The organism is Segetibacter aerophilus (assembly GCF_007991655.1).
In the GTDB taxonomy this organism is placed as follows: domain Bacteria; phylum Bacteroidota; class Bacteroidia; order Chitinophagales; family Chitinophagaceae; genus Segetibacter; species Segetibacter aerophilus.
Map to the genome: position 1 here is coordinate 81,695 of NZ_BJYT01000015.1, position 23,407 is coordinate 105,101.

The following is a 23,407-nucleotide window of genomic DNA, read 5'->3' on the forward strand; positions in this document are numbered from 1 at the left end:
TTACTGAATCTAATTATATTTAAATTAAAGAGCCAATCTGTAATAAACTGATTGGCTCTTTAATTTCTGGCATGTAAAAGCTTAAGGTTATGGTTTGCATGCGAGGACCTTCGACGATTATTTACTTCCTTGGTAATCTAACTTCATAGCTTTTACCCGGATTAACCTTTAAAGATCTGTCACGCATCCACGGATTTAAGATTTTTAGCATCTTGTAATTTGTTCCGTTTTGCAATGCCCATTGAGCAAGATTAGGAATAGACGATGAAACCGTTACCGAACGTGCCTCAAACGGTTTGTAGCCATTCTCGTCGTCCACCATGTATCCCATTTCTTTCGAGTTACCCATCAGGTACTTAAAAGTCAAAATTCTAAAAATGTATTTATTTGTTTCTTCAGGCAGCTGCAAGTCGTAGTAATATTTTGTTTGTTGAAAAGTTGATAAGTCATTTACTCTTCCCATTCCACAATTGTACGATGCTGCTGCTACCGTCCAATTGCCAAATTTTGCATAGGCTTGCTTTAAGTATTTGCATGCTGCGTCGGTTGACTTCATCACATCAAACCGTTCGTCTACATTATCATTTATTTCAAGATTGTAGCCCGGGCCTGTGTAACTCATAAACTGCCAGAACCCTGTTGCGCCAACTTTGGAAGAAAGATTTTGAAGATTTCCTTCTGCAACACAGAGATATTTAAAATCGTCAGGAACTCCGTTTTCTTTAAGTCTTTGTTCGATTGCAGGAAAGAACCGTTTAGACAACTTCAATAAGTAACTGATATGTCCTGGAGAATTGTAATTATACAGGAGTTCTCTGTCAAATGCCTCACGCACTTCCCAGCGATCTAATGGTACTTTTTCACCTGCAAAAGAGATTTCTGCTGGCAATTGAGGTAAAAAAATCTGAGGTGCATTTTGAGTGGTAGGCTGCTTCTTATCTTTTTCTTTTTTATTATTTTCCCTAAAAGCCAATTGAGAAATAACAAAAATGCCGGTTATAAGGCCTAGCGAAAAGTATATAATTGATTTATTTGTAGCTGTCATAAATATTATAATTAAAAGTATTATCCTTTATTTCCTTTTTATTACTAAAACTGTGCTAAACGCTATTCTCCGGTTTTGACTAAATATTGCCTCATTTCTCAAAACAGGTAAAACTTGTCTTTTTTACAATATTTCATTTACATTTTCCTTTGGTACTTTAAGCACTATGGGTTAGCTTTGCCATCCGTAAATAATTTTATTTAACGCATTTAAATTTCTATTTAAGATGCCAGTAAAAATGAGACTGCAAAGACACGGAAGTAAGAAACGTCCTTTCTACTTTATAGTAGTAGCTGACGCCCGTGCACCAAGAGATGGAAAATTTATCCAGAAAATTGGAACTTACAACCCTTTAACTGTACCAGCAACCGTGCAGTTAGACCGCCAGAAAGCATTAGATTGGTTGCACAAAGGTGCTCAACCAACTGACACAGTTCGTAGAATTCTCTCTTTCAAGGGAGTGTTGTACCTGAAACACCTTTTGCGTGGTGTTGGATTAGGTTTGTTTGATGATGCTACAGCTATGGAAAAATTCCAGGTTTGGCATTCTGAACACGAAGCCCAGGTTAAAAAGCGTACTGAAGAAAACCGTAGAAACCAGAGAGCCAGAAGAAATCCTCCGGTAGTAAGACGAGTTGAAAGAAGTAGCGATGCGCCTGCTGAAGGTAATACACCAGCTTAATTTGAAAAGGTTGTAATACAATTCTTTGAGTCCCTAACCTTGTTAGGGACTTTTTTTATGATACAGGCATTAGTTCCTACAGCATCATGGTTGCGTCGCATTTCGTTCATCAGCAAACCTTTGTTCAACTTTAAAGTAGCAATACAGTTTTCTCAAGAAGACATCCAACCTTAATCCTTAAACCCTAAACGAAAAACCTTTTTTCTTAAACCCTTCTTTATGAAAGATTATTTCAGCATTGGAAAAATAGTAGCAAGCCACGGCTTGACCGGCGAAGTGGTATTACAACATGCTCTTGGGAAAAAGACTGATCTAAAAGGTTTACAGACCATTTTTATAGAAGAAAGAAAAGATTCGTTTCTGCCTTATTTTATTGAAGGCACTACTGCAAAAAATCAGGAAGAAGTTTATATAAAGCTGGAAGGATTTAATACAAAAGAAAGTGCGCGAAGGTTAAACCAAAAAGAGGTTTGGCTACTTAAAGCAGACTTCGATAAGTTTGCCGCCAAGTCTTCACCTATTTCTCTCCTTGGCTTTATGATGGTCAATGAAGGCGCGGAAATAGGTGAGATCGTTGAGGTGATAGAGCAGCCGATGCAGGTTTTATGTAAAATAATATATCAAGGCATTGAGGCACTTATTCCAATTCACGAAGAAAGCCTTGAGAAAATTGATAAGAAAAGTAAACGCGTATATGTTGACTTGCCTGAAGGGCTTCTTGATATTTATACTAACCCCTAAAATGAAGCAAGCGCTGTCGTTTCACCTATTTCTGCCCCCTCTATGCACGCCTTTTGCAATGCTCTTTCTGCCTGTAATACATGACGGTAGTTGTGCATGATGATGAACCGAAAAGTATCTCCCAACTTCAATCTGATAAACTTTGCAATTGAAACAGGTACCTTGGCTTTTTCAATATCTACCTTCCTGGCTTCTTGCAATAAGACGAGTATTTTCTCCTGTTGGCTGATAAATTCGCTTAGTACCTTGCCGCTGTCTAAAGCTGCTGTAGGAGTGTGATTTTTAGGGGCTGACATTTTTTTCATCTTCTTTTGCTGAATGTCAGGCATCATCAACTTTGTAAAATAATCTCCAAATCGCCCCGGCTTAAAAATTTCTTTTGAAGGCCAATTATTTTGTTTGGCTGTTTTGATTGCCTTTTCGATTGCAGGTAAATAATAATGACCATAGCTATTCAAGTGTTCAAGGCATTGAGCAAGGCTCCATTTATTTTCTGCTGGTTGTTTTAACAATCTTGCAGGTGAAGTCATCTGCCAGTCTGAAACAGCCTTTTGCAGAAAGCTTTCGGTTTGTTGCTCTAGTTCATCAATCAATTTTGTCGTGTTGTATGGTTGCATTGTTTTAAATTTTAGACAAAGCTTGCAAAAAGAAAAACAAGAAATCTTTGTCTGCACCAAGATTTTCTACCATTTAACTTAATCTATTTAAAATCATTCGACATAACCCTTCCGATCCGGTAAGTCAGGTTCTATATCCTCACGCTGCCTAACAGCTTACTAAATGTTGTGGCGTCCAACCCCAAATAAGATGCAAGATATTTGTGCGGTATCATGCTAAGGACATGTGGGCTTCGTGAAAGGAGTACCCGGAATTTTTCTTCTGCCGTAAAACTTTGCAATTCTATTTGCCTCTCCAATACCCCGGCAATGGTAAATGCGAGTGACTTTCTAACAAAGGTTTCAATGTTGTGGTATTGCTTCATCAGCTCGTTTATCTGTACAAAAGTTGTTCTAATAAATAAGCTGGCGGTAAGGGTTTCTAAAAAATAACGCGAAGGTTGTTGAAGCAAAAAACTATCAAGAACGCCTGAGAAAGAGCCTGTATAAGAAAAAACAAGTGTTGCATCTTTATCTGAATTTTCTCTCAGGTAAAATGCCCGCTGGACACCTTCTGTAACAAAGTATAAATACTTTTCAGTCTCACCTGCTGCCGTTAGTATTGTTTTACGCTTGGCGGCAAAAGGTTGCCAAATAGATGCAAAGCTCTCCCACTCTTCAATAGTAAGACTGTGAACATTAAATACAACAGACTTAAGTTGTTCTAAAGGATCAACGTTTTGCAAGCCCGATATTTTTTTACAACTAAAGCTATTAAAAGAACTGATAATTTTAACTGCATTATTTTGAATTAGGAGGAAGAAAACCCACAGCTAACACGAAAAATTTGAGAACAACCGATTTTAAAAATATAGGAAATGACAAAAATAACTTCGGCCTCTTAAGATTGCTCGCGGCTTACTTTGTACTTATTTCACACTCTTTTGCTGTTCTTCAAATACCGGACAAGCAGCCGGCGCTCTGGTATAACGGTAAAAATATTATTTTCAGTGGCGTAGGCTTGTCTATCTTTTTTACCATTAGCGGTTTCCTTGTGACACAAAGTTTATTTGCTTCCGACTCTCTCAAGCAATACCTCTGGAAACGCCTTTTAAGAATAATTCCTGCGCTTATTGTTGCCAACCTTGTTTGCGTTATCGGCGGCTGCCTTTTAACTAGTCTTTCAATCGGTGATTACTTTTCCGCAAAGGAAACATGGACTTATCTTCTTAAAAATTCTACGCTCATTACGAACCAGTTTTATCTTCCCGGGGTTTTTGGCAATTTAAAAGATCATACTGTCAATGCCTCGCTTTGGACAATTTTAATAGAGGTAGAGTTTTACCTCGTTTTGTGTTTTAGTGCATATTTAATTGTCATCAAAAAATGGCTATACTTATCATGCTTTGTTTTATTTGAAGCCTTGCGGATATACATGACCGTATTAAACAATATGCATGTAAAAGCCCTCGATCTGTATGCCATTTTTACCTTTGGTACTTACTTTTATCTCGGTTCACTTTTCTTTATTTTTAAAGATAACATCCGATTCAAATGGTTTTATGCAAACATCCTGATGGCTATTGCTCTAATAACTGTCTATACCTTTTTAGAAGCAATCACCATTTCCATTTTTTTCGCTTATTGCTTTATTATTATCGGTACCTCTAAAGCCGTGATTAATCTGAAAGGGTTTGATGTTTCGTATGGTGTTTACCTCTGCGCTTTTCCAATTCAGCAAATTGTTGTTTCTTATTTCGGTTATTCTATGAATGCCTGGCTTCATGTTGCCATCTCGGCTTTGTTTGCTACAGTTCTGGGCTTTCTTTCATGGATATTTGTTGAAAAGCCATTTTTGAAAAAGAAGTTAATCGTCCGGTAGTTTCAAACCTTACTAATCGGTTAGGAATATATCGACTCGACAGTCAGCATTTACATTTCTCTTTTCTACCTTAGTATTTCAGATGCAAAACCAGCAACGCTATATTGCTCACTTCGATCTCGACAGCTTTTTTGTTTCTGTGGAGGTTTTGAAAGATCCTTCCTTAAAAGGCAAAGCTGTATTGGTTGGCGGTCACAGTGAACGTGGTGTTGTAACAGCCTGCAGTTATGAGGCTCGAAAGTTTGGAGTACACAGCGCAATGCCAATGAAGAAGGCCCTAAAGCTTTGTCCACACGCAACTGTCGTTGGTGGCAGCAGGGGAGACTACAGTAAGTACTCAAGAATTGTAACAGAAATTATTGCTGCAAAAGCGCCTTTATTTGAGAAGGCTTCAATCGACGAATTTTACATTGACCTTACAGGGATGGATAAATACTTTGATCCATTCAAATGGACAATTGATTTGCGTCAGGAAATTATTGATAAAACAGGTTTGCCCATTTCTTTTGCTTTAGCCAGCAATAAGCTGGTGGCAAAAATTGCTACGGATGAGGCCAAACCTAATGGTTATATACAAGTGGCTCCAGGCTTTGAAAAACAATTTTTAGGTCAGTTAAAGGTGAATAAAATACCGGGCGTCGGAGCACACATGTACCAAACCTTGCTGGCAATGGGTATCCAGACAATCCAAGACATTAGCAATTACGATGTGAAAGAGTTGGAACGTAAATTAGGTGGATACGGCCTCGAGTTGTGGAATAAATCCCAGGGCATTCACACAGGACAAGTATCAGCTTATCATGAAGCAAAATCGATTTCTACTGAAAATACTTTTCATGAAAATAGTGCTGATATTTCTTTTTTGCTAAAAGAGCTGGTGAGAATGACCGAACGGGTAGCCTACGAACTTCGGCAAGATGAAAAATTAGCAGGCTGTATCGCTGTTAAAATACGTTATAGCGATTTCAGTACTTTCAACAGGCAGGTAGCAATTGACTACACAAACAGAGACGACGAGTTGATCCACATTGCGAAAGATCTTTTTACAAAATTATACAAAGCTGGTGCACCGGTGAGACTCCTTGGCGTACGACTAACGGAACTTACCAACTTTGCCGTGCAGGCAAACTTGTTTGATGATATCGGAAAGAAGAATGATTTGTATAAAGCCATTGACGATGTAAAAAATAAGTTTGGAAAAACGGCTTTGAAGAAGGCCAGAACGGTTTAAATATTTCCGTCGTACTAATTATTTCATATGCCAATTTCGAGGCGGTACGGCGATCCTCTTTCATGTATAACAAGTATTTCCTTGCAAAAATTCCTGCTTTTATCCATCGAACTTCCAGTAAAAAATCTGGTTCGAAAATCCTTACTCTATTAATTTAGTGGGATATTCCTTACCTTCGTTCACCTTAAACAAAAAATCTTTTTACTATGAGTTTACACTTAGGAGATGAAGTTCCAAATTTTCAAGCTACTACAACTATTGGTCAGTTAGACTTTTATGAATACCTGGGTGATAGCTGGGGTGTTTTATTTTCTCACCCTGCTGACTATACCCCGGTTTGTACAACTGAATTAGGCAGAACCGCCCTTCTGCAAGACGAATTTGCAAAAAGAAATGTAAAGGTGCTTGCGGTAAGTGTTGACCCTGTTGATAAACACCACGGGTGGGTAAACGACATTAATGAAACCCAGAATTGCGATGTTCAATTCCCCATCATTGCCGACGAAGACAGAAAAGTGGCCACTTTATATGATATGATCCATCCGAATGCTTCTGCAACTGCAACGGTGCGTTCGCTTTTTATAATAGGACCAGACAAAAAACTGAAGCTGTCAATAACTTATCCTGCGAGTACAGGTCGTAACTTTTTTGAAGTTATCCGTGTTATCGATAGCCTCCAATTGACGGCTAACTACAGCGTTGCAACTCCTGCTAACTGGGAAGAAGGCCAGGATGTAATTGTGGTGCCTGCAATTAGTACTGAAGACGCCATAAAGAAATTTCCTAAGGGAGTGAATGTTGTAAAACCGTACCTGAGATATACTCCTCAACCAAATAAGTAGAACCGGGATTTATAAGTTTAAAAGGATTATGATGAGAAACAATATTCATCATAATCCTTTTTTATTTCGTTCTGAACCGTCAAATCTTTTAAATCGTAGTTCTTACATTTTTCCTCAACTGCTGGAGCAGGGCTTTCAAATCTTTTGATAAAGGTGCTTCCAGCTCGTGTTTTGTGCCTTCGGCATCTGTAAATTTTAGTTGTAAGGAGTGCAAACCAAGCCTGTTCAACAATGGCCTTTCTTCCCATTCGTCTTTGCTTAGTTTGAACTTTCGTTTAATTGATGAAAGCAAAATAGGCTGTCCATCTCCGTAAAGCTCGTCGCAAACAACAGGATTGCCTACATACTTTGAATGTACCCTGATTTGATGCGTGCGGCCAGTATGGATTTGGAACTGAACCCATGAGTACAGCCCGAACTCTTCAAGCACTTTGTAATCGGTAACAGAAGGGCGGCCTTTTTTATTAGCCATCATTAAAGTGGTTTTACCAGGGTGTTCCATTATAGGAACATCAATGGTTCCCTCCCTATTCATCAGCGTTCCATTAACCAAGCCCACATAAAATTTTTCAACTTCACGCCCTTCGAATTTCTGCGACAGGTCTTTATGAGTTGCTTCATCTTTAGCAAAAATGATTAGGCCGCTTGTGTCTTTGTCAAGCCGATGAATGGTGTAGATCTTACCAAACTGTTCCTGCAAAATACTTTTAGCCGAAGGGTCTTTTCCAAACCGGTCAGGAATGGATAAAAGACCGGCAGGTTTGTTTATAGCAATAAATTGTTCGTTTTGAAAAATGATGTCGAATTTCATGAAAAGTAAAAAGTTGTATTAGAATGTTGCTGTACAAGTGTGCGACGCAACGACGATGAATTGGAAACCTGACGCTCGTGAAAAAAGGATAATAATTGTTCTGTTATTCCTTAATTTTTACGAAAGACTGATTCATAAACTTAAGGAGGCGGATTTCTTTTTCTTTTAGCAAACGCCATCGCCCCCGTTGTACATCCTTCTTAGTGAGGCCTGCAAACATTACGCGGTCCAGGGCTTTTACATCATACTTCAGGTGTTCGAAAATACGGCGAACGATACGGTTACGACCACTATGGATCTCAACACCAATGATGCTTTTATCTTTTGGATCGGCGTACGCGATGACATCGGGAGCGACAAAGCCGTCCTCGAGTGTGATGCCTGAAGCGATCTTATCCATGTCATTTTTAGTTAAAGCCCGGTCGAGCCTTACTTCGTACACCTTTTTGATTTCATGCTTGGGATGCGACAACTTCTGGGCGAGATCTCCGTCGTTTGTAAGTAACAAAACCCCGGAAGTATTGCGGTCTAACCGGCCAACAGGATATACGCGTTCGTCAGTTGCAGTGCGAACAAGGTCGAGCACCGTCTTGCGTCCTTGAGGGTCTTCGGAAGTTGTAATGTAATCTTTGGGCTTGTTTAGTAATATGTAAACAAAGTTCTTACTTGGCGTGACTTTCTTATTTCCAACCTTTATAATATCTGTCGGCGCAACCTTCATTCCCGGATCGGTTGCGGGCTCACCATTTACGGTAACCTTGCCTTCTTTAACCCAAATAGCCGCATCGCGCCTTGAGCACATGCCGCCGTGGGCAATGTATTTATTCAAAGGCATTACGTCTGTTGCACCTCTCTCAAATTGCCCTTTCGTGGCAACTGTTTTCGCTGGTGCTTTTTTGCCGGTTAAAACTTTTGCTGCTGAAGGTGTTGCGGTTTCCGGAGCATCAGCTACTGGTTTTGTAACGGTACCTTCAACTTCTTTCTTGGGGTATTTATTAGGTCGTCCTGTTTTAGACGGAGCAGAAGGAGGAGGAGGAGTTTGTTGTCTTTGCTGTCTTTCTGCTCTTTTTCTTTCAAAGTGTGCTTCTATTGCTGCAGCTTTTTCTTTTTTCTCTTTTCTTTTTTGCTGCTTAATTTCTTCTTTAATCGCGCTTCCTTTCTTTTGTTTTACAAACTTTTGGAAGTTGTCTGAGCGTGCGGGCATGTGTGCTTATTTTAAACGCTTGCTGTTTTACAACAGTAAATATTGATACCTGGTAAAGGTAGAATTAAAAAAGCAGACCAATTGGCCTGCTTAAGTGTGGGCGATCGAACTGCAACTTTTTCTTAATTATTTAACAGCAGAACGATTAGGGCGGTTTTTCTGGCGGCTCTTAAGCTGTTCTTTTTGATCATTGGTAAGCAATGCTTCCATGTCAGATCTATGTTGTTTCATTAATTTTTTCATTTGCTCTTTCTTTTCATCCTCGCTTACTGAAGCGTTTTGCTTTATGTTTTCAAGGCTGGTTTTAAAGCTTGAATTGATAGAGCTTATTTTTGCAGATTGGTCAGGAGTAAGATTTAGATCTTTTGTTATGTCGTTAAACTTATTTTCTCGTCCACCTTCTTTTCTGCCTTCCTTAAAATCTTTGGCATATTTAGAAAACTGCTCTTTTTGTTCCGGAGTTAATATAGCTGCTATTTTTTCTCTATGGTCTTTTGCAATTGCCTCGCGCCGCTGCTTTTGTTGATCTACTGCAATGTTTCCTTGTTTTTTCAAATCCTGCATTTGTTGCCTGAAATTCTCATTGATGGTCTTCATCTGTGCCTTTTGGGCATCCGTCAAATTCAGCTTGTCCAAATTTTCACCGTGTTTGAAATGCTTGTTTTTGAACTCTTTGCGCTGGTTTTCATTCTTGTTTGAATTGCCATTTTTTTGCGCCATTGCTGAGAAGGTTAACGCAACCGCGATCAAGCCTAGTATGATCTTTTTCATGTGTTTTTTTGTTTATTGCAATAAGTAGACATAGACTAGTATTCTAAGTTTAAACACACATAGAGGGATCAGTGTTAATTATAAACAAAAGAAAATTTGGTATCTTCCAAACACTTGTGATGCTTTTTGCGGCAATTCTTGAGAAACATTTCCCCGAAACAAAGAGACATTTATGAAGTACTTTTTTATCATCGTCGCCCTAACTTATTTGACACTTCCATCTTCAGCCCAGGAATATAAAAAAGTACATAGTGAAGCGATCGTTGTAGATACTCACAACGACATCCTCACTGCAGCATTTGAAAAGCATGTAAGCTTTGACAACGATTTAAAGGGCAAAACGCACAGTGATTTGCAGCGCCTGAGACAAGGCGGAGTTGACGTTCAAATTTTTTCCGTTTGGTGTGATGGTCTTAAGAAAAATCCTTTTGCGTATGCTAATCAACAGATAGATACACTTGATGCATGGATTGCCAGGAACCCAAGCAAGATAATGCTGGTAAGAAATCCTAACGAACTGAGCGCTGCAGTATCACAAAACAAACTTGCTGCTTTGATTGGAGTTGAGGGCGGGCACATGATAGAAAATAGCCTTAGCAAGCTAGATACTTTGTTTGGCCGTGGCGTTCGTTATATGACACTTACCTGGAACAACTCTACTCCCTGGGCTACTTCCGCGATGGAAGAAACGAACGATACATCGTTACACCAACCAAAAGGTTTAAGTGCATTCGGGAAAGAAGTGGTACAGCATATGAACAAACTTGGAATGATAGTAGACCTTTCACATGTCGGGGAACGTACTTTTTGGGATGCAATTAATACTACCACGAAGCCCGTAATCTTGTCTCACAGCAGTGTGTATAGTTTAGCCCCCGTTTTTAGGAATGTAAAAGATGACCAGATAAAAGCTGTGGCTAAAAATGGAGGCGTTATACATCTAAATTTCTTTTCCGGTTTTCTTGACAGTAACTACATGAAAAGTTTTATAGCTTTTAGCACAAAACATAAAGCCGAAAGGGATTCGCTGTTGAGGTTAAACCCGGAGCCATTCTTTGCCGATAATGTTTTGTCTGAAAAATATGCAAATGAGGTGCAGCAAATGCGTCCTCCATTGTCGCTACTCTTAGATCATCTTAATTACATTGTCAAATTGGTAGGACCAGATCATGTTAGCCTCGGTTCTGACTTTGATGGCATTAATTCTGCTCCCCAACAGTTGGATGACGTCACGAGCTATCCCCTGATCACAAAGGAGTTGCTTGCGAGAGGCTATAGTAAAAAAGACATCAAGAAGATTTTAGGTGGAAATTTTATGAGGGTATTTAAGGCCAATATGATGTAGCGGATTAACAAAAAAATTTCTCCATCTTAAAAGCAGTCTTCAAAATCCACACATTCTCAAACAGCCAATTATGAAACAATCCATAATATTTCTGGTGCTTTTTATTTCAACACCTGTAATTTTTGCGCAGAATAATTTTGATGAATACGGAAAGTTTGCTAAAAAAGCCGATTCTCTGTACTACTTGAAGGACTATAAAAACGCTGCTACTACATTCTCGCAAGCCTTTAGAGCAATTGGTTGGAAGGGTTCCCAAAAGGACAGGTACAACGCTGCCTGCTCCTGGGCTTTGGCGGGAGTTGCTGACAGCGCTTTTTATCAGCTTAATAATATTGTTGAGAAACAGAATTATACGAATTACGCCCATATCACTTCTGATCCTGACCTTAATTCTTTGCATAAGGATAAGCGCTGGGCACAACTGATCGCACGCATAAAACAAAACAAAGACAAGGCAGAAGCCAATTTAAACAAGCCACTGGTTGCGCAGCTCGACAGTATTTATATTGAGGACCAGAAGTACAGGCAGCAGATAGATTCAATTGAAAAAAAATATGGTTGGGAGTCAAAGGAAATGACAGCGCATTGGAAAATTATTAATGAGAAGGATTCTATCAACTTGATTAAAGTAAAAAACATTCTTGACAAGCACGGTTGGCTGGGAGCAGATGTTGTAGGGGAGCAAGGAAATACAACGCTGTTTCTTGTTATTCAGCATTCAGATAGGGCAACGCAGGAAAAGTATCTGCCGATGATGCGAGATGCCGTAAAAAAAGGCAAAGCACGTGGAAGCAGTCTTGCACTACTTGAGGACAGGGTTGCATTAAGCCAGGGAAGAAGACAGCTATATGGTAGCCAGATTGGAGGTGATGCTGCAACTAAAACTTATTACGTCTTACCACTCGAAGACCCTGACAATGTTGATAAAAGACGAGCTGAAGTTGGGCTTCAACCATTGGCTGATTATGTAAGACAATGGCAAATAAAATGGGACGTTGAACAATACAAAAAAGACCTTCCATCAATTGAAGCTAAGCGTGTTGGGAAAACAAATTAAAAATCTTCATTGGCTTTATTGCCTTCGTGCTACTGGGCAGGTGATGAAATACTAATTACAGAAAAGGTAGAATCAGCCTCTTAATTGTCTCTTTCAGCCACCATCGAAAATAAAAAGTCGATCTATTTTTAATGTCTAAAATCTTTAAGACATGCAACCATCAAACAAAGAAATTGGCGAACGATTTTCCAAAGGAAACTTCTCATTCTGCTACGACTACTTTGCAGAAAATATCGAGTGGAAAATAATAGGAAATACAACTGTGCGAGGAAAAGAGGATGTGATAGCTTATTGCGATAAAATGAGTGCAGAAATTGGTTCTGATACTTTGATTAATTCCAATACAATTTTTGAAAACAACCAAATTGCAATTGAAGGAAATTGCCGTTTTGTTGGTCCAGACGGAAAGCCCAGCGAAATCGCCTATTGTGACGTATACCGTTTCGACAATAGTAAGATCGCAAGTATAACATCGTATTGTATTGAAACTAAAGAGGCCTAACCTGTCGAAATAAATCTCATGCTTCTCGGGTAAATCTTCCCAGGCAACGCCTAGGTGTGAAAAAAGGAGAGGGAAAACACTTTTATTTCAGCACACTTAGTGCCTTCTGCACAAAATCGTCTGATTGGTTCATTACCTCGTAATATCCTTCATACCTCCACATCTGGCGGGCAATAAGGGCAGGAATTCTTTTAATAATATAGGCTTTGTCTTTAGGGGCGACCTTAGTAAGATCAACCGAGTCTTTCATAGCAAAAGTCTTCAGCGCGTTCCACTCAACTTCGCCTGCCTTGAAACCTGCAAGGTCCGAGGTCTTTTTATATTGTTCGAACTCCTTTTTATGCTCTATAAAATAAGTATAAATAAAGTTGCTTAGCGTTCCTTTCAGGTACAGCTTCATTATTTCTTTACCCATGCTTGCTGTGTCAAAAGGCACATAAATGTCTGGGGTAATGGCTCCGCCACCATATACGATTCTCCCTTTTGGAGTTTTAAATGCCGGACCTAATCGTTTTGTCGTATCGCCTTTTAGAACCTCCCCATTGTGAAAACGCTGGGTAACCTCTTCTTCATATTTATCATACCCTTCCTTGTAAGACTTTTGAATATTTCTTCCGAGAGGCGAATAATAACGAGCTACAGTTAGACGAAGGGCGGATCCGTCGCTCAGCTCAAATTGCTCTTGCACCAGCCCCTTTCCGAAACTTCGTCGGCCAACTATGGTTGCCCTGTCCCAATCCTGCAATGCCCCGGCTAATACTTCGCTAGCGCTTGCAGAACCTTCATCCACCAATAATACCAATTCACCTTTTTCAAACAAACCCGGTCTCTTGCACCTGTATTCGTTTTTAGGAACATGACTTCCCTGGGTATAAACGATCAATTTGTCTTCGTCTAAAAATTCGTCTGCTATGTTTACTGCCTGGCTAAGCAGGCCGCCACCGTTTCCACGAAGATCAAGTATTAGCTTTTGCATTTGTTGCGCCTTTAACTTTTCAAGCGCCTGCATAAACTCGGGGTAAGTAGTTTCAGCAAATTTGTTGATGTGTATAAAACCTGTGTTAGGAGTAATCATGTATGCCGCATCTACCGAGGGAACAGCAATGGTACCACGGTTAACTGTAACCGGTACAAGCTGGCGATTTCGTAGCACTGTCAATTTCACCGGGCTTCCGCTTTCACCACGTAATAATTTCCTTATGTCATCCGCCTGCAAGTGTTTGCCCGCAATATTAATGCTGTCGTTAACTTTTATAAACTTGTCACCGACCATCAATCCGGCTTTTGCAGAAGGTCCTCCCGGAAGCACGTTTATAACATTTACCGTATCTGAAAAAAGTTGAAATTCTATGCCGATACCGCTGAAGTTGCCTCTTAAATCATCGTTTACGTATTCGATGTCGCTTGCTGGAATAAATACAGAATGAGGGTCAAGTTGATGAAGAAGATTGTTAATCGCCCGATCACCAATAGAGTCAACGGGCACTTTGTCAACGTACCTTAACCTAATCAGGTCCAGTACTTCCTGCATTGGACTTTTATTGCTGATAGTGAAGAAATTCTTTACGCCTGAATTTTCGTGCAGTTTGTACCCAACCACCATCCCAATCACCATAATTATCGAAAATAATAACGGAAGCCAAACGTGCAATCTTTTATTTACCATACTGTCATTCACTTAAATAGTGTGCGAATTTCACTAATTATGTCTAATAAAAAATAAAGTTCTTTCGCCAAAAACCCTTCAAAAAACGCCAAACCTTCGCGTTAATGGTTTTAGCCGTGCTTTTAATTACTTACGCATTTTCCAAAGCCTTCGTTTTACCACGTCCCTTGATTGGTACCAGCAAAGTATTTTCTGTAGCCGGCATTAGTCACTAAAGAATTATCGTTGCGTCGCACACTTGTACAGCGATCTGGTAATAGGCGATAGTTCTCGGCGCAAAAGTTTGCACCTAACACCGGCTCTTGAGCTACAACCAGAGAAACTTTTTTTGTATGTTTTCTTCGCTGTATTTCAATTGGCACAAACGTTTTCTTGCCCTAATTCTGTATTCCGGTGGCTTAATTTTTGAACCCTTTTCTCGTAAAATATTCAATACGGAGTTGTATGAGCAGATTAGTAATTATTTCAAATAGGTTACCATTTTCTTTAGATACCAGTGGAGATAAGGTACAGATAAGGCAAAGTTCTGGAGGGTTGGTGTCAGCTTTAAAAGGTTATTTTGAACAAACCGGAAACAAACAAAACGATTTCGATGAGAAGATATGGGTAGGAAGCTGCGACTTCTCGGAAGACGATTGGAAGGAGAATAAGGAAAGTTTGCAAGGGGCAGATTTTTCTATTGAGCCAATTTTTATAGAAAAAGAGGTTTATTCAGATTATTATAACGGGTTTTCAAATTCTACCATCTGGCCACTGTTTCACTACTTTCCTTCGATGACAGAATATAAAAAGCAGGAATTTGAAGCCTACTATAAGGTCAACCAGTTGTTTGCCGACAGGATTATAGAAATTATGAAGCCGGACGATGTTATCTGGGTTCACGACTACCAGTTAATGATCTTGCCGCAGATGCTTAGACAAGCAAACCCGGAAGCTACCATCGGATTTTTTCTGCATATTCCATTTCCTACTTACGAGATCTTCCGCCTTATTCCCCGCGAATGGAAGACAAAAATTATGGAGGGTCTGTTAGGTGCAGATCTCGTAGGCTTTCACACATACGATTATGCGCAGTATTTTATTAATTCTGCTAAAATGATCTTAAGCCTCGAAAATCAATACAACACTTTAACCTATCATAATCGCCTGATAAGAGCTGATCTCTTTCCAATTGGTATTGATTTCGATAAGTTTAAGCAGGCTTCAGAAAAGGAAGAGGTAGTTGCTTACAAAGACGAGTTGCTGCAAAGCTTTGGAGGGAAAAAAATAATATTTTCAGTCGACAGACTTGACTATACTAAGGGACTGACCTATCGTCTGCAGGGCTTTGAAAACTTTTTGGCAAAGTATCCCGAGTGGCGCGAAAAGATTGTTTTCATTTTAAACATCATTCCCTCAAGAGATAGCATTCCTGCCTATGTGGACAGGAAGCGCATCATCGAGGAGATGGTGAGTACAATAAATGGAAAGTATTCGAGTATTCAATGGCAGCCAATCATCTACCGGTACAATCATTTACCATTCGACGAGTTGTGCGGATTGTACCTGGCAGCGGACGTTGCTTTAATTACTCCCCTCAGGGATGGGATGAATTTAGTGGCCAAAGAATACGTAGCTGGCAGTAACAACGGAGGTGTATTGGTGTTGAGTGAACTTACCGGCGCAGCAAGCGAACTGAACGAAGCTTGTCATGTTAATCCTACCGATGCCGAGGAAATGGCGGACGCGATCAACACTGCACTCACCATGCCGCTGGAAGAGCAAAAGCAGCGGATGCAGGCTATGCAAAAGCGGCTGTCTGATTATAATGTGGTTCAATGGGTGAATGATTTTTTAGAGCAGTTGTCTAGAATTAAAAAAGAGCAGGAGCACTTAAAAGTAAAACAACTAGATAGGGGTGAGGTTGAAGAACTTGCACAGCACTATAGCAATGCTAATAAGAGATGTCTTCTTTTAGATTATGATGGCACTATGGTTCCATTGCGAAAAATTCCATCTGCTGCGGCGCCAACAAAAGAGGTACTTACTTTTTTAGAACAACTTGCAGCAGATGAAAAAAATGAGGTTGTAATCATCAGTGGGAGAGATGCTGACACGTTGCAAAACTGGCTTGGACATTTACCTCTTCACTTCATTGCAGAGCACGGTTCAGTAATACGTTACAAAGGAGGGGAGTGGAAATTGCAAAGCGCAGCTTCAACCGATTGGAAAAATGAAATAAGGCCAATGCTCGAAAGTTACGTTTGGAGATGCGCCGGCTCTTTTTTGGAGGAAAAGCAAAATACGCTGTCGTGGCACTACCGAAACACGCATCCCGAACTAGGGTTTATTCGCTCACGGGAACTCCTGAACAACCTGTTGCAACTAACGACTAACACCCCTGTGCAAGTAGTGGATGGAAACAAGGTCTTGGAGGTAAGATTAACCGGAATGGATAAAGGTGTGACTGCCCTCAAAGTGTTAAATAAACTAACCCCTGAATTTATTCTTTGCATAGGAGATGATACAACAGATGAAGACATGTTTAAAGCCCTTGAAGGCAAAGCCTACACAATAAAAGTAGGAAACGGATCTACTGCTGCTAACTACAATTTGCAGACGCAGGAGGAAGTGCTTCCTCTTTTAAAACAGATAACGGAGTTGAAGTTGGTGGGAGAAAAACAGTTGGTATAGATTTCGACGACAGATTAAAGTTGGCAAGCAATTGCGCAGCTTGTAAGTTCTACGAGCTGGGGCAAAAGCAGGATGAATTATTAATTTTGCAATAGTGCTTTTTATTGAAGCTGTATTTCCAATATTCATTGATTAACAAAATAAAGGTTAGCTGCAATAAAATAGTATAATTGCTTGTTATGATCAAGGCCAGTAAGATACATAAGGAAAGAGTAATACAACTGTTAGCTGAATGTATTGACACAAACAAGAGTGTTAACTGGATTGTAAAACAGGACGCTGATAGAAAGCAAAGAATAAGACACTTAATCGATTACTCCTTTGACGCCTGCGTAGACCTGGAACAAATTTATTTGAACGAGGATGAAAATGGAGTTATCATTAGCAGCATGTCCGATGATAAGTTACCTTTTTTAGAAGAAGCGTACTTGACGGCCCGTTTTGTTCTACAAGTGACAGGTGTGGACGGTATAGCGAAAGCATTACGCCGCGAAGACTATATCAACTCGTTCCATCCACAAGACCATGAATTTATTTATATCTGGTTTATAGCAGTGGACAAAAATCAGCAAGGCAAAGGGATAGGTTCGAAGATGCTGAAGGAGATTATTGACAAAAGCAATAAGGAAAATATGCCTATCTATCTTGAAACTTCCGAAGAGAGAACCTTGAACTTTTACCTGAATCATGGCTTTGAAAACTATCATACCTCGGAGAAAGAGATGTTTGGTTTTGATTTGTATTTTTTAAGAAAACTGCCTGAAAACTTCGATAGTAGTTCCTCTTGATTTTGAAGGTTTATTGTATTGCAAAACGATCGTGTAACTGCAACCATGAAAAACTGCAGTACAAGAGTGCGACGCAACTAAAGAATAATGTTGATAAACCGCTTGCTTCCAAATAAATATATCAGCTAATAAAAAGACCGGAACAATTATCATGTTCCGGTCTTTTTGTTATAGAGTTTCTTTGAGCCACTTATAAAACTCACGCTGCCAAACCAGCGCATTTTGGGGTTTCAGCACCCAGTGGTTTTCATCTGGCAGGTAAAGTAATTTGCTTTTAATTCCTCTTAATTGTGCTGCCTGGAACGCTTGTAATCCCTGCTCGATGGGTACACGAAAATCTTTGCCGCCCTGTATGATGAAAATCGGGGTGTTCCACTTCGCTACGTTGTCGATAGGGTTGAATTGGGTGAAAGTCTTTTGGGCGACTTTGTTGGCCTTATCCCAATAGTAACCCCCGTTTTCCCAATTGCTAAACCACAACTCTTCGGTAGTGCCACTCATGCTTTTGAGGTCAAAAACGCCGTCGTGAGATATGAATGTTTTAAAGCGATTATTGTGTATTCCGGCAAGATAAAAGACAGAATAGCCGCCATAGCTTGCACCCACACAACCGAGCCGACTCTTGTCAACATAACCTTCTTTACTTGCATAATCAATGGCCGACAAGTAATCTTTCATAACCTGGCCGCCCCAATCTTTACTGATAGCTTCGTTCCATTCCTGTCCGTGCCCGTACATACCCCGACGATTTGGTGCTACTATAATGTACCCGTTCGCCGCCATCAATTGAAGGTTCCAACGAAAGGAATAGAACTGGGTCAACGGAGACTGAGGGCCGCCCTGGCAATACAACAGCGCAGGGTATTTTTTGGCAGGATCAAAGTCCGGAGGAAACATCATCCAAACCAGCATCTTTTTGTTGTCAGTAGTGGTAACATATCTGCGTTCAAATTTGCCTGTAGTTAATTTGCTATACACCTCGTCGTTTACATGAGTTAATTGTTTTAAGGCACCTGTTGTAAGATCGACCGTATACAATTCAGCAGCATGGTTCATGTCTGTTCTTGCAACTACCATGGTGTTGCCAACTTGTCCAACCAGCGCGCTCACATCAAAATCTCCATGAGTTATTTGTTTGACTTCCGGCACTTTCATTGTCATGCCGGGATAGTCAACAACGAACAATTGCAGGGTACCATCAACCGCCGCATTGAAATAGATATTACGTCCATCACTACTCCATTTAAAGCCATCGACACTACCATCCCAATGCTGAGTAAGGTTTACTTTGCCCGTGCCCGTGTTTACAATAATGTCTTGCTTGTCGGCCTCATATCCTTCACGCTTCATGCTGAGCCAGGCCAACTGTCCCTGGGCAGAATAGGCCGGCGCCTGGTCGTAGCCCATCATTCCCTGCGTTAGATTGAGGGTTGTTCCGGTGGTTAAATTATAAGAGAAAATGTCGGTGTTAGTGCTCAGCGCATACGCTGTTCCTTCCTTGGGTTTAATTACGTACACAATATTTCCATCAGGAGACCAGGTGAAATCTTCATCGCCGCCATACGGTTTCTGAGGAGAGTCGTAAGGCTGTCCTGCCATAATATCCTTACGCTCGGCGGGCTTGCCAATAGGTTGTACGAATATGTGGCTGAAGGCGCCGTCCTCCCATTCGTCCCAGTGGCGATAATTTAGCTGGTCATAAATCTGTGCACTCGATTTTGAGAGCTCAGGATAGAAATCTTTCCCAAATACGTTTTTGACTTTTACGTCATCTGCAAGTATGAAGTATTTTCCGTTTGGAGAAATGTGGTCGTTTTTTACATAATCGTTGCTGTCAGCTATTTCTTTTGCAGACCCGCCAATAATTGGAATGAGATAAGTTTTCTTACTGCTTTTGTTTAAATCGACATTAGGCGTACTTACGGTGAAAACTACCCCGGTGTTATCCTTCGTGATGCCAACTCCTGAAACCCTTCCTAACTTCCAAAGCAGTTCCGGCGTCATTCGTTGTTGAGCTACAGAGGAAAGAAAGACGCCCGCAAATGCTGCTAATAAACCAAATCTTTTCATTGCTAATATTTAGAAAAGGAAGGTAAGAAAATCATATCAACCTTTCCATTGGTCATGAAGAACAGCGACGAGGTAACGCCTCCCATTTTCTTTTTTAAAAACAAGCACTAATGACTTCCAATCCATTCCTTCATACTGCTTATTAAAGCCTGAAAAATAAAACTGGACAAATTTGTGACCAGGATAAACTGAGGTTATGTTGCTTGACGATGAATCTGGACCGATAATGTTATTAATTGATTTCCTTTCGGCGTTTATAAAGTCTACATCATACACGAACCTTTTAAAGTACTCCCTTACATTCAAGCTAATTGGCTCGCCGCTACCTTCTGAAATTCCCCAGTTAACTGTTTTCTTGCTGCTAGTTAAGGTGGATAATTGTTTTGCAGTAAGTCTCTGATCTTTTAATGTATCTGTCACTCCGTAAGGTGAAAGACGAATGCCCGATTGAGGATGGATGTATGAACCAAGGTGCGCGAAGTCTTGATTTTTAAACAATCGTAGAATGGAATCAGACAGAAGCAATAGCGATGAGTCCGCTGTTGGTTGTGCAACGACCGTAGTGTCTGGTTCATTAGCTACCGAACCTTTTTGAGAACTACTAACCGCCGAATCTTTGGTTGACTTATTAGTTTCATTTTGATTGCAAGCAAAAAGCATTAACACGAGTATCGAGGCAGTAAGAATTTTCGTTGTCATAAGTACTGGTAATTAAAAATGTAGGGAAAACCGAAAGCCAGGTGCAAGTTGTTCCTTTTTGAGGACAATTACGATTTAGAAGATAAGCACTGCAGTTAAAGCAAAATAATTCGCTGCAAGATTATGCGGTTGAACAAAATCTATTGTAAAAAGATTTGAAGTATAAAATTGAAAAACACGAGAAAATTTCAAACGGAAACAATAAGTAATAAAAAACTCTTTCCCCAGAACAGAAACTGCGGAAAGAGAAGTATGTTGAAAAGACTTAATGGAAGCCGCTACAGCTTTTGCACTTGTTAAAATGCAGGTAGTCGGAGGATTTAAGGAACCGGTTTTATAGGATGCTCTCCGGCATGTCTTGAAATCATAAGGTCTGTTACTTCCTGGATTATTTCAAGTTTACGCACATTCTTGCCGGGGCATGCGTGAGTTGTAAGTGGATCTTCTCTATGGATTTTCATTGTTTCGGGTGCAAGTCCAAGAATTGCTGACAGGGTAGCTATTGCTGCTACGGCATTCCTACGCACGTTTAATCCCCTTCCTGAATTGAACTCTTCTTTTTCGAAGTCTCCCAGCATTTCAATGCCAATCGCCACTTTATTCCAGGAAGGAGAATGGGTGCCAGAAACGTTCAAAGGAGTAAATGCCCAAATTTGTTTGTCATCAATGAAAAGATGCGGCCCGCCAAACCACTTTTGTTCATCCCGATAGAACTTTTCAAGCCCTTTTATGTGATCGAGGGTAAGACCATTAGCTCTTTGAGCAAGGTTGGGGATAGCGGTGTTGTGCAAAACAATAAAAGATGGTCTCCAAGCCGTCCATTGAATGGTGTGGCAATAACTATCGAATTCTGAGAGGGAAAAGCTTTTCCCAACAATTCCTTTCCAAGGCATAACAGTAAGTTTGATTGGTGAAATAATTAGTTTAAGAAAATTTTGGATGGCACAGGTGTTAATCCTTGTAAACCACCTATTTAGCTACAAGATTTATCTTTTTTCGTACAAATGCAAGCAGGGAACTATTTCTGCCACGGTTTATAAATCTTCTGTTGAAGAATAACGGAAAGAAAGTACAAGAGTGCGACGCCACTGAAGCTTGAAGTAGTGCTATTGCCGGGTGCCTAAAAATCTACTCTAATCTTATTGTTAAATCACTTTTTCTTAAAACCTTCCTCGGGGTTATTGAAGTAATATGCAACACATTTATAATTTATGCTGCATAACCTTCTTTCAAAAAACATACTTCTGGTGGCAACGTTTGCTACAGGTTTAAGTATTCTTTCATCTTGTCAAAAAGATATTGTTGAACAACCTGCTACTACCGAAACTCCCGCTACAAATAGTAATACTGGTCCGTCAGCCGAATATAAAATGAAAGACTCTGTGCTGCAGTTTAGCCGTGAGATTTATTTATGGTACAATCAAATTCCTTCCTCTTTCGATGCGCAGTCATTTGCTACTCCGGTTGAGACGATGACCGCAATAAGAGCGTTTAGTATTGAAGCGCCCTTTACTACAGCTGTTGACAGGTGGAGCTTCGCCATCAAAAAAACGGAGTGGGACAATTCGAGTACGGGTCATGTACAGCAAACTGCTGAAAGTACAATAGACCTGGGAATGAGGGTGTTTTTTAGAACGGAAGGCGACCTGCGGGTAACACATGTAGAACCCGAATCGGCAGCGGGTAGGGCAGGAGTACATCGCGGCTGGAGGATAACGAAGATCAACGGCAGCACCAATATAACTACGGGTAATGGCACTCAAATTATAAATGGGGTGTATGAAAGTACCAATAGCACTTTCACCTTTCAAAAGCCCGATGGTACAAGTGTAAATGTTTCATTAAGTGCAAATGCTTACAACGAACACCCGGTAGTGCTTGACTCTGTATATACGGCCGGCAGTAAGAAAGTTGGGTACCTTGTTTTCAACTCTTTCCTCGGCGACACCACTAAAATTTACAACGACTTTAACCGTGTCTTCAGTCGCTTCAGTAATGAGGGCGTAAACGAGGTGGTGGTTGACCTTCGCTACAATGGAGGCGGGTATGTGACAGTGCAGGAAAGACTTGCCAACTATTTAATCAACAATGCTTATAACGGGCAAGTGATGATGACTGAGAAATTCAACGATAAAAACACAAGGTATAATAACACAACAAGGTTCAAAAAGTTGGGGTCTTTAAATCTCAACCGCATATTTTTTATTGCAAGTAGTAATACCGCTTCTGCCAGTGAACTTCTTATCAATAACTTGAAAGCTCATATGGATGTTCGTTTGGTTGGTCCATCTAATACCACCGGTAAGCCTGTTGGTTTCTTCCCTATCCCCGTTGGAGAGTGGTATATATTTCCTGTCTCTTTTCGTACTGTAAATAAAAATGGAGAAGGCAGTTATTTCGGCGGACTCACAATAACCAATCGTGCTGCTGATGGAATTGATAAGGATTGGGGTGATAAAAGTGAGACTGCGCTGGCTTCTATATTAAATGGCTTTTCTTCCGGTACGTTTCGTAGTGCTGAGACTGAGGGTGTAGTTGCAGATCCAGCCGTAGAAGTCGTTAATGGCAGACTTTCTCAAAGGGAATTTAAAGGAACGATTGACACGAGAGGTATGCGTTAATTGAATAGATTTCTATTAGATAAATGAAAGAGGCCGTCTTTGTATGACGGCCTCTTTCGTTTATTTGATCTTCCCATGAGGTTGTAAAGAAAACGAGCAAGGACACGTTGATTTGATATGCGTGTTGCGTAATCCCAAATTAAAAGCTCAAGCCGCTGGGCTTCGTTCTTACAACGTGACT

Annotated in this window: 22 protein-coding genes; 11 read left to right on the forward strand and 11 right to left on the reverse strand. The window is 40.3% G+C overall.

Annotated features, from left to right (window positions below; all coding sequences use genetic code 11):
* Window positions 1–121: 121 nt before the first annotated feature.
* On the reverse strand, window positions 122–1,045 hold the full coding sequence (locus SAE01_RS17860) for a lytic transglycosylase domain-containing protein (protein WP_147205159.1): 924 nt from the start codon (window positions 1,043–1,045) through the stop codon (window positions 122–124).
* A gap of 238 nt (window positions 1,046–1,283) precedes the next feature.
* Here SAE01_RS17860 and rpsP point away from each other — a divergent pair, with 238 nt between their 5' ends.
* On the forward strand, window positions 1,284–1,727 hold the full coding sequence (gene rpsP, locus SAE01_RS25150) for a 30S ribosomal protein S16 (protein WP_307725119.1): 444 nt from the start codon (window positions 1,284–1,286) through the stop codon (window positions 1,725–1,727).
* 219 nt (window positions 1,728–1,946) lie between these two features.
* Window positions 1,947–2,468, forward strand: coding sequence for a ribosome maturation factor RimM (rimM, locus tag SAE01_RS17870; RefSeq protein WP_147205161.1), 522 nt, complete (start codon window positions 1,947–1,949; stop codon window positions 2,466–2,468).
* Here the strand turns inward: rimM and SAE01_RS17875 are convergent.
* Together SAE01_RS17875 and SAE01_RS17880 are read right to left on the reverse strand one after the other, a co-directional pair.
* A complete protein-coding gene (locus SAE01_RS17875; protein WP_147205162.1) occupies window positions 2,465–3,085 on the reverse strand; it encodes a DinB family protein in 621 nt (206 codons plus the stop codon). The two genes, rimM and SAE01_RS17875, sit on opposite strands and share 4 nt — an antisense overlap.
* Window positions 3,086–3,216: 131 nt before the next feature.
* Window positions 3,217–3,810 (reverse strand): Crp/Fnr family transcriptional regulator, encoded by a 594-nt coding sequence (locus SAE01_RS17880; protein ID WP_147205163.1) that lies wholly within the window; start codon window positions 3,808–3,810, stop codon window positions 3,217–3,219.
* A 101-nt stretch (window positions 3,811–3,911) separates the two neighbouring features.
* Here SAE01_RS17880 and SAE01_RS17885 point away from each other — a divergent pair, with 101 nt between their 5' ends.
* The 3 genes from SAE01_RS17885 to SAE01_RS17895 all read left to right on the forward strand — a co-directional run bounded on the left by SAE01_RS17885 (window position 3,912) and on the right by SAE01_RS17895 (window position 7,019).
* The gene (locus tag SAE01_RS17885) at window positions 3,912–4,946 is read left to right on the forward strand and encodes an acyltransferase family protein (RefSeq protein ID WP_170234198.1); all 1,035 of its coding nucleotides are present in this window, start codon (window positions 3,912–3,914) and stop codon (window positions 4,944–4,946) included.
* An 82-nt stretch (window positions 4,947–5,028) separates the two neighbouring features.
* Window positions 5,029–6,177, forward strand: a complete 1,149-nt coding sequence (gene dinB / locus SAE01_RS17890; RefSeq protein WP_147205165.1) for a DNA polymerase IV — start codon at window positions 5,029–5,031, stop codon at window positions 6,175–6,177.
* A 206-nt stretch (window positions 6,178–6,383) separates the two neighbouring features.
* Window positions 6,384–7,019 carry a peroxiredoxin gene (locus SAE01_RS17895; RefSeq protein ID WP_147205166.1) on the forward strand — a complete coding sequence of 212 codons (636 nt, stop codon included), beginning with the start codon at window positions 6,384–6,386 and terminating at the stop codon, window positions 7,017–7,019.
* Window positions 7,020–7,107: 88 nt separating this feature from the next.
* Here the strand turns inward: SAE01_RS17895 and SAE01_RS17900 are convergent, their stop codons facing one another.
* The 3 genes from SAE01_RS17900 to SAE01_RS17910 form a co-directional block, all read right to left on the reverse strand.
* The gene (locus tag SAE01_RS17900; protein ID WP_147205167.1) at window positions 7,108–7,830 is read right to left on the reverse strand and encodes an RluA family pseudouridine synthase; all 723 of its coding nucleotides are present in this window, start codon (window positions 7,828–7,830) and stop codon (window positions 7,108–7,110) included.
* Between the two features lie 103 nt (window positions 7,831–7,933).
* On the reverse strand, window positions 7,934–9,034 hold the full coding sequence (locus SAE01_RS17905; protein WP_147205168.1) for a pseudouridine synthase: 1,101 nt from the start codon (window positions 9,032–9,034) through the stop codon (window positions 7,934–7,936).
* A 126-nt stretch (window positions 9,035–9,160) separates the two neighbouring features.
* Window positions 9,161–9,805, reverse strand: a complete 645-nt coding sequence (locus SAE01_RS17910) for a Spy/CpxP family protein refolding chaperone (RefSeq protein WP_147205169.1) — start codon at window positions 9,803–9,805, stop codon at window positions 9,161–9,163.
* 172 nt (window positions 9,806–9,977) lie between these two features.
* Between SAE01_RS17910 and SAE01_RS17915 the strand changes: the two genes are divergently transcribed.
* The 3 genes from SAE01_RS17915 to SAE01_RS17925 all read left to right on the forward strand — a co-directional run bounded on the left by SAE01_RS17915 (window position 9,978) and on the right by SAE01_RS17925 (window position 12,709).
* Entirely contained in the window at window positions 9,978–11,150 is a 1,173-nt protein-coding gene (locus SAE01_RS17915; RefSeq protein ID WP_147205170.1) for a dipeptidase, read from the forward strand.
* 70 nt (window positions 11,151–11,220) lie between these two features.
* A complete protein-coding gene (locus tag SAE01_RS17920) occupies window positions 11,221–12,207 on the forward strand; it encodes a DUF6624 domain-containing protein (RefSeq protein ID WP_147205171.1) in 987 nt (328 codons plus the stop codon).
* Between the two features lie 151 nt (window positions 12,208–12,358).
* Window positions 12,359–12,709, forward strand: coding sequence for a nuclear transport factor 2 family protein (locus SAE01_RS17925; RefSeq protein WP_147205172.1), 351 nt, complete (start codon window positions 12,359–12,361; stop codon window positions 12,707–12,709).
* Window positions 12,710–12,791: 82 nt separating this feature from the next.
* On the opposite strand, the gene SAE01_RS17930 is transcribed toward SAE01_RS17925, so the two are convergent.
* Complete coding sequence (locus SAE01_RS17930) at window positions 12,792–14,375, reverse strand: S41 family peptidase (protein ID WP_147205173.1); 1,584 nt, start codon at window positions 14,373–14,375, stop codon at window positions 12,792–12,794.
* 444 nt (window positions 14,376–14,819) lie between these two features.
* Here SAE01_RS17930 and SAE01_RS17935 point away from each other — a divergent pair, with 444 nt between their 5' ends.
* Together SAE01_RS17935 and SAE01_RS17940 are read left to right on the forward strand one after the other, a co-directional pair.
* Window positions 14,820–17,048, forward strand: coding sequence for a bifunctional alpha,alpha-trehalose-phosphate synthase (UDP-forming)/trehalose-phosphatase (locus SAE01_RS17935; protein ID WP_147205174.1), 2,229 nt, complete (start codon window positions 14,820–14,822; stop codon window positions 17,046–17,048).
* Window positions 17,049–17,227: 179 nt separating this feature from the next.
* A complete protein-coding gene (locus tag SAE01_RS17940) occupies window positions 17,228–17,836 on the forward strand; it encodes a GNAT family N-acetyltransferase (protein ID WP_147205175.1) in 609 nt (202 codons plus the stop codon).
* Window positions 17,837–18,004: 168 nt separating this feature from the next.
* Here SAE01_RS17940 and SAE01_RS17945 read toward each other — a convergent pair whose 3' ends face one another.
* From SAE01_RS17945 to SAE01_RS17955, 3 genes are all read right to left on the reverse strand, one after another.
* Entirely contained in the window at window positions 18,005–19,906 is a 1,902-nt protein-coding gene (locus SAE01_RS17945; protein ID WP_147205176.1) for a S9 family peptidase, read from the reverse strand.
* Between the two features lie 36 nt (window positions 19,907–19,942).
* Window positions 19,943–20,605, reverse strand: a complete 663-nt coding sequence (locus SAE01_RS17950; RefSeq protein ID WP_147205177.1) for a hypothetical protein — start codon at window positions 20,603–20,605, stop codon at window positions 19,943–19,945.
* Between the two features lie 320 nt (window positions 20,606–20,925).
* Window positions 20,926–21,498: a peptidoglycan recognition protein family protein gene (locus SAE01_RS17955; protein WP_147205178.1), complete on the reverse strand. Its 573-nt coding sequence runs from the start codon at window positions 21,496–21,498 to the stop codon at window positions 20,926–20,928.
* 318 nt (window positions 21,499–21,816) lie between these two features.
* Between SAE01_RS17955 and SAE01_RS17960 the strand changes: the two genes are divergently transcribed.
* Window positions 21,817–23,226, forward strand: a complete 1,410-nt coding sequence (locus SAE01_RS17960; protein ID WP_147205179.1) for a S41 family peptidase — start codon at window positions 21,817–21,819, stop codon at window positions 23,224–23,226.
* Here the strand turns inward: SAE01_RS17960 and SAE01_RS24835 are convergent.
* On the reverse strand, window positions 23,223–23,407 hold a 185-nt coding region (locus SAE01_RS24835; protein ID WP_218029187.1), incomplete at its 5' end, for a hypothetical protein. The two genes, SAE01_RS17960 and SAE01_RS24835, sit on opposite strands and share 4 nt — an antisense overlap.